Origin of the sequence: Chryseobacterium rhizoplanae (assembly GCF_900182655.1) — a bacterium.
Taxonomy (GTDB): domain Bacteria; phylum Bacteroidota; class Bacteroidia; order Flavobacteriales; family Weeksellaceae; genus Chryseobacterium; species Chryseobacterium rhizoplanae.
Window position 1 is genome coordinate 143,274 of sequence record NZ_FXTC01000002.1, and the last position, 15,373, is coordinate 158,646.

At 38.4% G+C, this 15,373-nt stretch carries 13 protein-coding genes; all 13 read right to left on the reverse strand.

Annotated elements, in window-relative coordinates; all coding sequences use genetic code 11:
- Window positions 1–7: 7 nt before the first annotated feature.
- Complete coding sequence (locus tag FN817_RS05970) at window positions 8–1,057, reverse strand: cytochrome-c peroxidase (protein ID WP_142717146.1); 1,050 nt, start codon at window positions 1,055–1,057, stop codon at window positions 8–10.
- Window positions 1,050–1,877, reverse strand: coding sequence for an MbnP family protein (locus FN817_RS05975; RefSeq protein ID WP_142717147.1), 828 nt, complete (start codon window positions 1,875–1,877; stop codon window positions 1,050–1,052). The genes FN817_RS05970 and FN817_RS05975 overlap by 8 nt, the downstream gene beginning before the upstream one ends.
- A gap of 212 nt (window positions 1,878–2,089) precedes the next feature.
- On the reverse strand, window positions 2,090–2,458 hold the full coding sequence (locus FN817_RS05980) for a hypothetical protein (protein WP_167498817.1): 369 nt from the start codon (window positions 2,456–2,458) through the stop codon (window positions 2,090–2,092).
- A gap of 4 nt (window positions 2,459–2,462) precedes the next feature.
- Entirely contained in the window at window positions 2,463–3,137 is a 675-nt protein-coding gene (locus FN817_RS05985; protein ID WP_142717148.1) for a superoxide dismutase, read from the reverse strand.
- Window positions 3,138–3,325: 188 nt separating this feature from the next.
- The gene (locus tag FN817_RS05990; RefSeq protein ID WP_142717149.1) at window positions 3,326–4,003 is read right to left on the reverse strand and encodes an SCO family protein; all 678 of its coding nucleotides are present in this window, start codon (window positions 4,001–4,003) and stop codon (window positions 3,326–3,328) included.
- Complete coding sequence (locus FN817_RS23320; RefSeq protein ID WP_185149899.1) at window positions 3,990–4,265, reverse strand: YHS domain-containing protein; 276 nt, start codon at window positions 4,263–4,265, stop codon at window positions 3,990–3,992. Before FN817_RS23320 ends, FN817_RS05990 begins: the two co-directional genes overlap by 14 nt.
- Before the next feature lie 211 nt (window positions 4,266–4,476).
- Window positions 4,477–4,839 carry a hypothetical protein gene (locus FN817_RS06000; protein ID WP_142717150.1) on the reverse strand — a complete coding sequence of 121 codons (363 nt, stop codon included), beginning with the start codon at window positions 4,837–4,839 and terminating at the stop codon, window positions 4,477–4,479.
- A 404-nt stretch (window positions 4,840–5,243) separates the two neighbouring features.
- A complete protein-coding gene (locus tag FN817_RS06005; RefSeq protein ID WP_142717151.1) occupies window positions 5,244–7,226 on the reverse strand; it encodes a heavy metal translocating P-type ATPase in 1,983 nt (660 codons plus the stop codon).
- A 44-nt stretch (window positions 7,227–7,270) separates the two neighbouring features.
- Entirely contained in the window at window positions 7,271–7,690 is a 420-nt protein-coding gene (locus tag FN817_RS06010; protein WP_002983024.1) for a Fur family transcriptional regulator, read from the reverse strand.
- 17 nt (window positions 7,691–7,707) lie between these two features.
- A complete protein-coding gene (locus FN817_RS06015; protein ID WP_142717152.1) occupies window positions 7,708–8,604 on the reverse strand; it encodes a cation diffusion facilitator family transporter in 897 nt (298 codons plus the stop codon).
- An 18-nt stretch (window positions 8,605–8,622) separates the two neighbouring features.
- Entirely contained in the window at window positions 8,623–9,504 is an 882-nt protein-coding gene (locus FN817_RS06020; protein WP_142717153.1) for a bestrophin family protein, read from the reverse strand.
- Between the two features lie 132 nt (window positions 9,505–9,636).
- Window positions 9,637–10,866: an efflux RND transporter periplasmic adaptor subunit gene (locus FN817_RS06025; RefSeq protein WP_142717154.1), complete on the reverse strand. Its 1,230-nt coding sequence runs from the start codon at window positions 10,864–10,866 to the stop codon at window positions 9,637–9,639.
- 46 nt (window positions 10,867–10,912) lie between these two features.
- Complete coding sequence (locus tag FN817_RS06030; RefSeq protein WP_142717155.1) at window positions 10,913–15,271, reverse strand: CusA/CzcA family heavy metal efflux RND transporter; 4,359 nt, start codon at window positions 15,269–15,271, stop codon at window positions 10,913–10,915.
- Between the last annotated feature and the right edge of the window lie 102 nt (window positions 15,272–15,373).

Sequence of the window (15,373 nt, forward strand, 5' to 3'; positions counted from 1 at the left end):
CTATAAATTATTCTGCAAATTTTGGATTGGAGATAAAACGTTTATCTGATAATGTTTTCAGGAAGGCAATGATGGATTGCTTTTCCTGGCTGTTCATGGCAATTCCCATATGGCCATTCTGTTTCAGCTGAGGATCGAGATTGGGATTATCTTCTACCTGGTCCGAATAGAAATTGAGCACAGCCTCTAAGGTGTAAAACCTTCCGTCATGCATATAAGGTGCTGTATATTCTACATTTCGCAAGCTTGGAACACGGAATTTCATCCAGTCAACCTGATTGAGAGAAACTCTGTACCGTCCGGCGTCTTTGAACTCCGTATTGTAATACATTCCTGTATTTCTGAAGCTTTCATCGGTAAATAATTCTCCGCTATGGCAAGAAGCACATTTCTGATTAAATAATGCCATTCCCTGCGATTCTGCTGAAGTGAGCTGCTCTTTTCCCTGCTTGAATCTGTCGTATTTTGAATCTGCAGAAATTAAAGAAGCCATAAACTGTGATAATGCTTTTAAAATTCTTTCGCCGGTAATGGTTTCGTCTCCATATGCTTCTCTGAACAGCTTTTTGTATTTCTGATCATCTTTAATCTTTGAAATTGCTTCCGGTATCGAACTGTCCATTTCATTAACATCTGTAATAGGACTGATGGGCTGTTCATTAAGGTTATGAATCACTCCGTCCCACATGTATCTTTTCAGAAAAGCCATGTTCTGAATGGGCGGTGCATTTCGGATCCCTATTCTATCATCTACTCCATGACTTACGGTATGCCCGTGATGGGTAAAAGCATTTTCCTGAATATGACAGAAACCGCATGAAATGGTATTATTTCTGGAAAGTCTGCCTTCATAGAATAATTTTCTTCCCAACTCCACCCCATTTTTAGTTACCGGATTCACCGATTGATCAAAAGTCATTTCCGGGAAATACGAAGGAAACTGCAGATTGTAGGCTTCATCTTTTTCCAACGGCTGGATCACCTCATCGGAACAGGATATATAGCTCAGGAACAATACAAGCAGAACCAATATCGTCTTAACAAAAACATTAATCATTGTGAACGTGATCTACTTTAAACATTTTTGTAAGATTGTTGGTAACGTCTACCAGGTGCTGGTTTGACCCCATCAGCATATCATTGCCTGTTGTAAGTGTCAATGCCTTATCTCCGCTTAAAAACTGGTTCAGATCTGCCAGAATATGAACAGAAGGACGAATTTGTCCTGTCACTCTTGCTGTTGTTGGAAGGTTTAATGTGATTTCACGGTATAGGTCAGGCTGCTCATTAGCAACAACATTTCCCATATTTCCGGTATGATTCATAAATTCCTTGGAAGGAGCATCATTTCCATATTTCCCTTCCAGTTTTACAAAAACATAACCGGCAGCCCATGACCATGTTAATCCTTTCTGCTTGGCTTTTGTCCAGAATTCGGCTTGCCCGTCCTGTCCCAATAAATAGGCTTTCTGGCTGATTCCCAATCCGAATTTTATTTTTTTGTAATTGTTTTTCGGAACACCATCAAGGTTAAGGTAGATGATTCCGGCTACCGCATCTGCCTGATCTACTATAAAAGCCCCTTTATCAGGATTGTTTTCATTGTATTTAAATTCATTTCCACCTTCGTCAATCAATGTGATATTGCTGATGATATATTTTAAAGCCGAAAAATTATGCTTTTGTCCCTGGGAAGAAGTCTGAACCGTCTGATTTAAGACAATATCTCCTACATTATTAAATCCGTTTTCAAATTTGATCTGAAGTTTTCCGGGAGTGGTATCCTGCGGATCATCATCCCTGCTACTTTCACAGGATACAAAAGAGAATAAAGTAAAGGCAATAAAGAATAATGATAAAAATTGAGAAATTTTCATTGTTGATTTTTTAAGTTGAATACAATTTTGAATGAGTTATTTGAATGTGAAAACATTCTTTTTACCACAAAAGGCACAAAAGTTTTTACACTTAAGTTTATTAAGTGATCAATTTTATGCACAATAAGAACACTTAAGCTTTTTAAAAATCTTTAATTCTTAATTGAGGTAAGCTTTTGTGACTTTTGTGGTTAAATAGTGATAATTCTAACTTAAAAAACCGGTGGTTTGAAAATATGGGTCAGAAACAGGAAAGAATAGGCTGTTTCGTAAGTGAAGTTGAAAATGAAAAACGATCGTTTTTCAGTGGTAGTAATCTCTGTAGTTTCAGGCAGGATATAGATATCAAGAATTTTCTGTCCTGAATTTTTGAGTTTCTGGAAAGGTGAAGATTCTGAATCATTGGTTTTAGCCAATTCTTTACTCAGATAACATTTTCCGTTACAGTGAATCTCCGGCCTGGATTTATTAATACAGAGCACTTTAACGATATAATCATAATTTACAGCATACTCTACCAATGGCACTAAAGGTCTTAGCACCATATAAAAAGTAAAAAGTATGCTGTAAAATAATTTCATCAGATTATTTCTTGCTTATCGCTTCGTCATATCTTCTGCTGATCTCCTTCCAGTTCGTAACGTTCCAGATAGCGGTAAGATAATCTGCTCTTTTGTTCTGATATTTTAAATAATAAGCATGTTCCCAGACATCAATTCCGAAAATAGGAGTTCCTTTCTCTTCCACGACATCCATCAAAGGGTTATCCTGGTTAGGAGTAGAAGAAACAAACAGTTTCCCGTCTTTTCTTACAGAAAGCCATGCCCATCCTGAACCGAAACGGTCTGCTCCTGCTTTAGACATTTTTTCTTTAAAAGCATCCATACTTCCGAAAGTTTCAGTGATGGCTTTTGCCAATTTTGCAGAAGGCTGTGTATTTTTCTGAGGTGTAAGAACGGTCCAGAATAATTCGTGGTTGTAATGCCCTCCCGCATTATTTCTTACTGCAGCAGGCAGTTTTGAAGCATTGGAAAGAATCTGAAACAACGTTTCTTTTTCCTGTGGAGTTCCTGCAATTGCTTTATTCAAATTGGCTGCATAAGCTGCACCATGCTTTGAATAATGAATTTCCATCGTCTGGGCATCAATATTCCCTTCCAGAGCATTATAAGCATACGGCAGAGGAGTCTGCTTAAACTGAGCCAGTGCAAACTGAGCCGCGAAAACTGCGCTTAAGGCAGCTATTTTCATAATCTTCATAACTTTTTTGTTTATGGTTGAACAATGTTTTCTTCTTAAGCTGGAAGATGGGAGATGGAGGCTGGAAGTAATTCTCTTGAATGTATAACTTCTTCAACTTCTATTTACCTTTACAGCCCTCTCAAAAATCGCCGGAGCTACTTCGTCTTGAATAACTTCCAGCTTCCTGCTTCACGCTCCCATCTTCCCTATTTCAATAATTTCTTAATATCCTCAATCAGGATTTCTCTGTCAGGGTGATATTTCCCAGTCAGCATTGGTGTTTTACCTTCCGGATCGTCGTAATTCAATCCTGAGTAATACAGAATCGGCATATTTTCTTTGTTGTATCTGCATCGGATATTTCCGTCCTGATCTACCAGCGCAATCATACCGCTATGGTTCAGACTTTCTCCTTCATCTTCCTTATCACCTACGTAGATATTAAATTGATCAGCAAGATTACCAATGTACGTGCGGTCCCCTGTCAGGAAATGCCAGTTGGGAGATTTTGCCCCTATTCTTTGAGCATGTTCTTTCAAAGCTTCAGGGGTATCATTTTCCGGATCAATACTGATGGAGATAATCCCGAAATTGGGATCATTGATCTGATTCTGAATCGCCTTCATATTGGTATTCATTACAGGGCATATGGTAGGACATTTGCTGAAGAAAAATTCTACCAGATATACTTTTCCCAGCATGTCTTTATTGGTAATTTTTTTACTGTTCTGATCCGTCAGTTCAAAATCAGGAACTTTCATCACGGTATAAAGGTTCTTTTTAAAATATCCCATTCCTACCCCTATTCCCAGGAAAAGCAATGCAAATACCGCAATGGGTATGATCACTTTACTTTTATTTGTGGTCTTCTTATTTTTGGGCATATCTTTCAGGGCTTTTTTTGAATTCACCTTTGCAGGAGACACTGCAAAAACCGTACGTTTTATTTTTATATACAGCAGTATCTTTTATAGATCCGGCGGTTTTCATATGGCAGATGGGATCTTCATCATTCACAACCTGTATATTTTCCAAGTTTTTTCCGGAAGAGTCCATATGGCTTGCATGCTTTACCTGAGGGGTTTCTTTGGCACACGACAGCAATGAGATTGACAGCAAAGCAGTCAAAATAATAAGAGATTTCATTTTGATGTTAAATTGAAATTAATAATGTTAAATAAAGTTAGAAACAAACCCAGATTTCCAATTAATGAACCACCATTCTCACATACAGAATTTTTGATAAGAATTCAGATGTTTAGTATTCATTTAATTGTTTGGGATGCCTTTAACAACTTAATTGTAATAGCTTTAAAACTTCTGCTCTATAAACTAAAAACATAGTTTACAGGAATAATTAAGCTAAAGGAGGATGAAATATCCTGGAAAAGTATTCTGAAGAGTGAGAATTGAAATAGCTTGAATCCGAAACCTCAGTAAGCAGCTCTGAGTTCAGTTGAGAGGAGAAGGAAAGAATATCATGAGAAATAAAAACATCTAATCCTGCAATCTTTATCGTTTGAGAGCTATTGGACTGTTTTTCTGTTTTTGCCAGTTCTTTTTCCACATAGCATTTTCCTTTACAGGTTGATTGTGGTATATTCCTGTTCTCACACAGGTTTTTCACAATATAATCATAGTTCACAGCATAATTCACCAATGGCAAAACGGGGCGTATTGCAACGGTAAAAATGATGAATATGGAAATGAATAACCTCAACGATTTGTTCTCTGTTACAAATATACTACTTCAAAATTGTTTTATAACAGATTTATGATGAATGTCATTATGCCTATCTACTGTTACCTATAAAAAACACAAAACTGTGCCTGTCACCGGAATAATTTTATCCCGAACTTTGAGTAAGACTTTAGACCTAAATAAAAAATTTAGTTCTTTATATACAATTTAATCTTGTTGATAAAAGCTTTGCTGATGTTTTTTGGCAGAGCTTTTTTTATATTTTTTGTTTTGTTGGAAATCGCAAGGACGCAAATTTTTTTTTTAGTGCTTCCTGTTTTAAGGCGCAAAGATTTTATCGGATAAAATTTAAAATAAAAGCCCCACTGAAATTCAGCAGAGCTTTTATTGAATATAATTGAGTTGTGTTTATTATTTGCTTCTTAAAATTTCATTCTTTGAATTCTCACCGCATTTAAAATAGCCAGCAATGCTACTCCTACATCTGCAAAAACAGCTTCCCACATGGTTGCCAAACCTCCTGCTCCCAACACCAGAACGACAGCTTTTACCGCGAAGGCAAGGATGATATTCTGCCAAACTATCTTTTTCGTTTGTTTCCCGATGTTGATCGCCATTGGGATTTTGCTTGGTTTATCATCCTGAATGACTACATCTGCTGTTTCAATAGTAGCATCACTTCCCAATCCTCCCATTGCAATTCCTACGTCACTTAAAGCAACTACAGGCGCATCATTCACTCCATCTCCTACGAATGCTACGGTTTGGTTTTTAGCTTTGATTTCTTTAACCTTATTTACTTTATCTTCAGGCAGTAAATCTCCGAATGCATTGTCAATTCCCAGCTGGTCTGCTACATATTTTACTACAGTTCCTTTATCACCGCTCAACATGGTGGCTTTTACATTCATTTTATGCAAATTGTCTACGGTTTCTTTGGCATCTTCTTTTATGCTGTCTGCAATCGTGATATAGCCTGCGAACTTTTTATCATAAGCTACTGCGATTACAGTATATACGATGTTGGCATGGTTGATCTCATAGCTGATGTTGAATTTATCCATCAGCTTAAAGTTTCCTACCAGAAGTTCTTTACCATTAATTGTTGCTTTCAATCCGTGTCCGGCAATTTCTTCTACATTTTCTAAAGGAATGGCGTGATTAATATCTCCTACATAATTGTGAATAGCTGTTGCGACAGGGTGGGTACTTTTACTTTCGAGAACATTCACCATCTGCAGGATTTCCTCTTTATTAAATTCAGGGCTCATACTTACTTCCTGAACTTTAAATACCCCTTCTGTCATCGTTCCCGTTTTATCCATCACTACATTCTGAATTTCTGCAATGCTGTCCAGGAAATTACTTCCTTTGAATAAGATCCCGTTTCGGCTTGCGGCACCAATTCCTCCGAAATATCCTAACGGAATAGAGATTACCAAGGCACAAGGACATGAAATTACCAGGAAGATCAATGCTCTGTACAGCCAGTCTCTGAACTGATAATCGCTCACAAAGAAATAGGGCAGTAAACAGATTCCTATGGCAAGAAATACTACGATAGGAGTATAAACTTTTGCAAATTTTCTGATGAATAATTCTGTAGGTGCTTTCTGAGCCGTAGCATTCTGAACCAGTTCTAATATTTTACTTAGTTTACTGTCTTCATAGGCTGTATTTACTTTAACCAAAGCAATACTGTTCATATTAATCATCCCTGCAAGAACGGCTTCGCCTTTATTTTTGGTGTCAGGTTTACTTTCCCCAGTTAAAGCAGCCGTGTTGAATGATGCTGAATCTGAAAGCAATTCTCCATCCAGCGCCAGTTTTTCACCAGGTTTCAACTGAATAATATCTCCAATTTTAGCTTCTTTAGCTTTTATTGTTTTAGGCTGATTATTTTCCATTACCGTTACCTCATCGGGACGCTGATCCAATAGGGCTTTTATGTTTCCTTTGGCTCTGGTGACCGCCATAGACTGAAACACTTCTCCTACGGCATAAAAAAGCATTACTGCTACGCCTTCCGGATATTCTCCGATGGCAAAAGCTCCGATAGTGGCGATGCTCATCAAAAAGAATTCTGAGAATACATCTCCCTTGATGATACTTTTATAAGCATCTTTCAATACGGGAAATCCTACAGGAATGTAAGCTGCCAGGAACCATACCAAACGTACCCAGCCTGTAAACCATGCGGGTTTTATATAGTTATCAAAGGCGATTCCCAATAATAAAATGACGAAAGATATAATGGCAGGAAGAAACATCTGAAAGACCGTCTGATCTCCGGAGTCGTGAGAGTGATCATGGCCATCATGGTCATGGCCGTCTCCTTCTGCATGGTTATGTTTGTGCCCTTTTGTATCGGGCTTTTCCGGGGTTGTACTACAGCATTTTTCCATAACTGATATTTTTATACAAATGTAAAGATGTGACTGATGCAATGCTATTGCAAACTTTCGAGACAGTTTTCGCAGATTCCTTTGGCAAACAATCTTATTTCGTCTATCCTGAAATTGGTCTGTATATTTTCAGGGAAGGAAATATCTTCCTTACAGGTAGTTTGTTTGCATATTTTACAGTAGAAATGCAGATGCCAGTCTTTATGTGTTTTTTCATCACAATCGTCTTCGCATAATTTGTATTTTGTGGTGGTGTTCTCCTGAATGCTGTGAACAATTCCTTTTTCCTCAAAGGTTTTCAGTGTTCTGTAGATGGTAATCCTGTCAGCATTGTCAAAATGATTTTCTATTTCAGAAAGAGATAAAGCCGCTTCCTGAGAGCTTAAGAAATCATATACCAGAATCCTCATACTGGTAGGTTTGGTATTTTTATCAATGAGTTTGTGTTCTATATCTTTTTTCATTGTATGCTTTTAAATTTTTACAGATGTACTTCATTTTCTTCATAGCCTTCCTCCTCTATCTGAAAAGTGGTATGACTGATCTTAAAGTTATTAACAGTGGTATCCGTTAATGTTTTTAATAATTGATTCTGAGAATATCCCGTTTCCTTTACAACATGGGCACTCATTGCATTCACACTGGATGTCAGCGACCATACATGCAGATCATGAACATTTTTTACCCCGGGCGTTTTTTCCAGAGATGTACGAAGTTCATGGATATCAACATCTTTTGGAGTTCCTTCTAGTAAAACATTGATTGCTTCTTTCAACAGCCTCCATGTTCTTGGAAAGATCAACAGTCCGATTGCTGCCGAAATCAACGGGTCGGCATAGTACCAACCGGTTGTCAGCATAATCACTCCGGCAATCATTACGCCTACTGAAGTAAGCATATCTGAAAGCACTTCAAAATAAGCACCTTTCATATTCAGGCTGCCTTCTGAGTCTTTTCTCAAAATCATCATTCCGACAATATTGACAATCAACCCGATTCCGGCTACAATCAGCATTGATTTACTTTGTACTTCCGGCGGATTCTGAAACCTCTGATAAGCTTCAAACAAAACATAGATCGAAATCCCCAGTAAAACAACAGCATTCACTACTGCTGCCAGTATTTCAGTACGGTAATATCCATATGTTCTGGAAGGATCTGCTTTTCTTTCTCCAATTTTGATGGCTATAAATGCCAACAATAATCCTACCACATCGGTGAGCATATGAGCGGCATCGGCTAATAATGCAAGACTATTGGTCATGATTCCGCCAATAACCTCAGCAATAAGATAAGTTCCACTAAGGCATAGTACGATCAGTAAGCTTTTTTTATGTCTGCTTCCTGCAGAAACGGTTTGTGTTGGTGTGTTTTCCATATTGTATGTATGGTTTAATTACATTTCGAAATAAGATGTATTTTCTTTTTTGGGTGGAACATTTTGTTCACCGATCATCTGTCTGATATTGATTTCTATGGTTTGTGCCAGAGAAGTCATCGGAGTATCTACAGGACCATTTTCAAAAGGATCCTGCATAATGATGGATGTTTTTTCAATCGCAATAAAAGTCACCGGAACCAGGAAAGTAATTGCAATTTCTACCAGCAGCTGTGAATCATCAAGCCCAAACGGAAGTAGGACCGCAAAAACATAGATCAGAATATGTACTAAAACACTATAGGAACGCGGAAAAACCGTATTCTTCAACCTTTCACATTTTCCCATACTGTCGCAAAGTCTTGTGATGATGTCGTTCAGCTGCATCTGCTGGAAATCTGTCAGTCCTTTAGAAGCTGCAATTTCTTTCAACTGTTTTGAGTGTTCATCCAGAATAGCATTGGGAATATTGGCTCCTTTAATCTGATGTTTATTGAGATATTGCTGTACTTTTTCAGAAAACGGAAGTTTTCTCAGCGATTCTCCAAGGGCATAGGTCCAGATGATCTGCCTTTCGGCAAAATTCTTTATTGTTTTATCATCTCCGGCAGGCATAAACTGAATGATCAGTCTCACAAAAGTTCTGGAATCATTGACAATGGCTCCCCAGACTGTTCTGGCTTCCCACCATCTTTCGTAGGACTGGGAAGTCCGGAATGCCAACAGCAATGATACCGCTGTTCCCAGCAATGCAGGAATATTCAAAGGCAGTGAGATTTTACGAAACCACGGCAATTCGTCCAGAAGACCAATGGCAATGGCAAATATTCCGATGAACAGAATTTGGGTTTTTATTTCACGGATGAAATACCAGACTGATATTTTTTTGTTTAGTAACATAATCAGAGGATTTATTAAAAATTCAGGGAGATACTCTTTACTTTTTTCCTGCCGTTTTTATTCAATAAAAATTCCGTAAACAGCTCTAATGTAAGGATAAAAATCGACATTTTCCAGGTTCCGATGCCTTCATTAATGTTCATCCTCTCCTGAATTCACCAGTTTCGCATTGACAAAGAATGCTCCTTTCACTACTATTTTTGCATTGTCCGGAATACTTCCTACCGGAGTTATTGCGGTATATCCCATATCAGATGTTCCTTTCACTATTTCCATTTTTTCAAAGTTTAAAGTTTTCGGATGTGGTTTGCCTTTTTCTTCGTGTTCTTCTTCCACTTTTTTATCAGTCTGAACAAACACGTAGTATTTACCATCTGCTTCTACAATAGCCTCTGTAGGAACTGCCGATGTTGTACTTTTATCAAGGCTTACAATTCCGGTGATATTCATTCCATCGATCAGTCCGGACTTGTTCCCAATTACCTCACAATGCATAGAGATGGTTTTACTTTCGTTCTCAAAAGAAGATCCTATGCTGTAAATTCTTGCGTCGTATTCGGTTTCCGGATTGTTGGTCAGTTTAAAATGAACAATCTGCCCTACTCTCATTTTAGGAAGATCTTTTTCAAACACCTGAAGATCGAGATGGATAGAACCGTTATCAATTACTGTGGCAACGGGAGAAGAAATATCTACATAGCTTCCGATCTGCGCTGTAATACTGCTGATCGTTCCGCTGATAGGTGCTGTGATCACCAGACCGGATTTCATATTTCCATTGTTTACTTTCCCGGGACTTATTCCCATCATCTGAAGCTGTTTCAACAGGGAAGCTCTTTTTGTTCTTAATGTTTTAAGTTCAGCATCGGCACTCTGAAGGTTTTTCTTCGCTCCTGCATCATTATCAAAAAGTTCTCTCTGCCTTCTGTATTCCTGTTCTGCATAGGTGATTCTGCTGTTTGTGGTCAGATAATCTTCCTGAAGCTGGATGTATTCCGGATTGGCAATGGTTGCAATAACTTGTCCTTTTTTCACGATACTTCCAACCTGAATATTGATGGTTTTGATAATTCCTCCGTACAGCGAAGTAATGGTCGCTTTATTACTATTCGGAACACTGAGAAGACCATTGGCTTTTATAGTAGAGGTCAGTTCTTTCATTTCTACTGTTCCTAATGCAACTCCTACGGATTTCATCTGATCTTCTGTAAGTGAAGCTATCGTCGCTGGAGCTTCTTCATGTGCAGATTCTTTCTGCTCTGTTTTTTCAGGAGCCTTTTCTTCTGCGGTTTCTTTTTTTCCACAACTTGTCAGTACTAGTGAAATCAGGATAAAGGGTATGATATTATATTTGAGTTTCATATCTAAGAATGTATTTTGTCTGATATTGTATTTCAGCACTTTCATATTATTTATTAATGATTGAATTAATGGTCACTACAGATTGGTTCACCTGTTGGATAGATTCCAGGTATTTCAACTGAATATTAGTAGCTGTCTGGAGGGCAAAAAGATATTCCACATAAGAAATTTCTCCTGTTTTATATCCTAACTGGGCTGCTTTTACGATTTTATCAGCATTAGGCAAAGCCTGGCTTGTGTAATAATCATACTGCTGAATATCCTGCTGGTACTGGCTAAAAGCATTGTCCAACTGTGCTGAAAGTTGTTTCTGCTGCATTTTCGCATTGGTTTCTGCAACCTGTCTGTCATATTCCAAAGCCTGAATTCTTGCTTTTGTAGCCCCAAACGTCAAAGGAATTGCTACTCCTACTGTTGCCGATTGAAAACGTTTTCCTGAATTATAAAAATTTTCCTGTCCGTTAACAGTATGGAAGCCTATCAAAGACTGATTGGTATATCCTAAGCTGAAATCAGGTAGACCAAGTGATTTTTCAACCTTCTTATTTTTCTCAGCAATTTCCATTTCCTGGTAAAAGGCTTTTACAGATGGGTTGTTGGCTACCACAGAACTGTCGAGTACATTTTCCGCTTTTAAAGGAGCATAATCTTTATTAAAAGGAACTTCAATATCTTCTGAGGTGTTCATCAAAGTTTTTAAATTCTTATAAGCGTTATTCAGATAAACTTCATTCTGTCTGAGCAGCAGATCAATTTCTCCTTTCTGGGTTTCTGCAGTACTGATTTCTATTTTCTTGATATCACCTGCTTTGAATCTTACGGTAGCAATTCTGATAAACTCTTCATAATATTTATCCAGACTGGTCAGTTGTGCCTTATTATACTGGAGATATTCAATCTGATAATAGTAAGTACGAACCTGTTTTATCAGTTCATTAGCTGTAACTTCCTTATCAATCTGCTTGCTTTTAATATTCTCATTGATTAAGTCTTTTCTTGCTTTAAAAAGTGTTGGAAAAGGAATACTCTGTGAAATAGCAAACGACTGGTCAAACTTCGGGCTGTTGTATTGCCCAAGCTGAGCTGTAACCCCTAATTTGGGAAGTTCTTTTGCGGTTGGTCTTAATGCTTCAGCGGATTTAATACTTAAGTCTTTTGACTGCAGGGTTAAATTATTATTCACTGCCTGTTCTACCGCCTGTTCTACAGAAATTGGTCTGGACTGTGCTTTAAAAGTCTGCCCCATCATCATAAATCCTAAAACAAGAACTGCAGTAATGGCTCCTGTATTATTATTCTTTCTTTTCAAAATCTTTGTGTTAAAAATGATATATAACATCGGCAAAACAAATAATGTAAGGAATGTAGCTGTCACCAAACCTCCAATCACTACCGTTGCCAAAGGTTTCTGCACTTCGGCACCCGCACCTGTAGAAATAGCCATTGGTAAAAATCCTAAAGAAGCTACTGTTGCGGTCATTAATACCGGTCTCAATCTGGTTTTTGTTCCTTCAAATACTCTTTTCAGAATATCCGTTTCACCCTCTTTTTCTAACTGATTGAATGTTCCGATCAAAACAATTCCGTTCAGTACTGCCACTCCAAAAAGAGCAATAAATCCGATCCCGGCACTGATACTGAACGGCATATCTCTCACTAAAAGCGCAAATACACCACCAATGGCACTCATAGGAATAGCTGTAAAGATCAATGCAGCCTGTTTGAATGAACGGAAGGTAAAATACAAGAGCATAAAAATAAGCAGTAATGATACCGGAACTGCAATCATCAGGCGTTTGCTTGCTTCCTGTAGGTTTTCAAACTGTCCACCATACGTAAAGTAATATCCGGAAGGAAGTTTCACTTTATTCAGTTTGGCCTGAATATCTTTCACCACACTTTCTACATCACGGTCTTTTACATTAAATCCGATAACAATCCTACGTTTTCCCTGCTCACGGCTGATCTGTGCAGGTCCTAATTTGTAGCTTATATTTGCTACCTGTGACAATGGAATCTGTGCTCCAGTACCGGAAGTGATCATCAGGTTATTTACATCTGAGATATCAGTTCTGTGAAGACTATCCAAACGGACTACCAGATCAAAACGTCTTTCATTTTCAAAAACCTGCCCGGCTGCTTTTCCGGCAAAGGCTGTACTTACTGCATTGTTGACATCTTCGATATTCAATCCATAATTGGCGATTCTTGTTCTGTCATATTGAACATTAATCTGTGGAAGACCACTCACTCTTTCAATCTGCGGTGCTGTGGCTCCGTCCACTGTCTGAATTATTTTCCCAACTTTATCTGCATACACAGCTAAGGAATCAAGGTTTTCTCCGAAAATTTTCACAGCAACATCCTGCCTGATACCAGTCATCAGTTCATTGAAACGCATCTGAATAGGCTGGTTTTTTTCAAAAAACACACCTGGAATCGTTTCTAGTTTTTCACTGATCTCATCAGCAAGTTTGTCATAAGATTTTTTGGTTTTCCATTCGCTTTGCGGTTTCAATACCACAATCATATCGGTTGCTTCAGGCGGCATCGGGTCTGTAGGAACCTCAGCAGAACCGGTTTTTCCGACTACCATTTTCACCTCATCAAACTGTTTGATAATTCTTGACGCCTGCATAGAGGTTTCTATACTCTGGCTCAATGAGCTTCCCTGCGGTAAAATACAGTGAAATGCATAATCTCCTTCCTGCAGCTGAGGAATAAATTCACCACCCATATTTTTAAAGATAAAAGCAGAGATAAGGAACACTACAGCGGTTGCTGAAACAATGATATACTTTAATTTTATTGCTTTCTGTAATAATGGCTGATATATCTTTTGCAGACGGTTCATCATTTTATCGGAGAAGGTTTCTTTATGCGATATTTTTTTGGATAAAAATAAAGCGCTCATCATCGGAATATAGGTAATCGATAATATGGTTGCTCCAATGATGGCAAAACCTACCGTCTTAGCCATTGGTGTAAACATTTTCCCTTCCACACCGGCCAATGTCAGGATCGGAACATACACAATCAGGATGATAATCTGCCCGAATATGGCACTATTCATCATTTTGGAAGCTGCAGTTCCTACTTCCTGATCCATCTGAACCTGGGTCAGTATTCCTTTATTTTTATTGTGTAACAGATGGAGCGTGGCCTCGACGATAATTACCGCTCCGTCTACGATGAGTCCAAAGTCTATGGCTCCTAAACTCATCAGGTTGGCACTTACCCCGAAAACATTCATCATTCCCAATGCAAATAACAGGGAAAGCGGAATCGCTGAGGCAACAATAAGTCCTGCTCTTAAATTCCCAAGAAAAACCACGAGAACGAAAATAACGATTAAAGCTCCCTCCATCAGATTTTTTTCTACAGTACTGATCGCTCTGCTTACGAGATCTGTTCTATCAAGGAATGGCTCAATCACGACATCATCCGGAAGAGATTTCTGGATAGTAGGAATTTTTGCTTTGATATTGCTGACCACCTCATTACTGTTGGCTCCCTTTAACATCATCACAACACCACCCACAGCATCTACTTTTCCGTCATACGTCAATGCTCCGTAACGAACAGCACTTCCTAAACGGACATCGGCAACATCTTTTATAAAAATTGGAACGCTTCCAGTTTCGTTTTTAACGGCAATGTTTTTAATATCTTCAAGAGAGGATACTAATCCGATTCCACGGATGAAATAGGCATTAGGCTTTTTATCAATATAAGCTCCTCCCGTATTCTGGTTGTTTTTTTCAAGGGCTGTAAATATTTCGGTAATACTGGTTCCCATGGCTTTTAGTCGATTGGGATCTATAGCCACTTCATATTGTTTTAATTCTCCACCAAAACTGTTGATCTCTGCCACTCCCGGTGTTCCGTTCAACTGCCTGCGAACGATCCAGTCCTGCATGGTGCGGAGTTCTTTGGCATTGTATTTCTTTTCGCTTCCTTTTTTAGGATGGAGAATATACTGATATACTTCTCCAAGACCTGTACTTACAGGAGCCAGCTCGGGAGTTCCTACTCCTTTTGGAATTTCTTCCACTGCATTTTTCAGCTGTTCATTAATGAGCTGTCTGGCAAAGTACACATCTACATTTTCTTTGAACACCACGGTAATTACAGAGAGTCCGAATCTTGAAATACTTCTTGTTTCCTGAATATCGGGAACATTGGCAATACTCTGTTCAATAGGAAAGGTAACCAACTGTTCCACTTCCTGTCCCGCCAATGTAGGACATACAGTAATGATCTGTACCTGGTTATTGGTAATATCCGGTACAGCATCTATGGGCAGCCTGGTGGCACTCCAAACTCCCCAGATGATCCATACTAAGGTCATAAGACCAATGACCACCTTGTTTTTAATACTGAATTTTATAATTTTATCTAACACGATTTGTATTTAATTTTTATTGAAAAGTGAATGCACACAGCATACAATGCTGCTGCAAAAATATCCTGAAAACCTCTGCAATGGTATTGCAAAGTTTCAAGC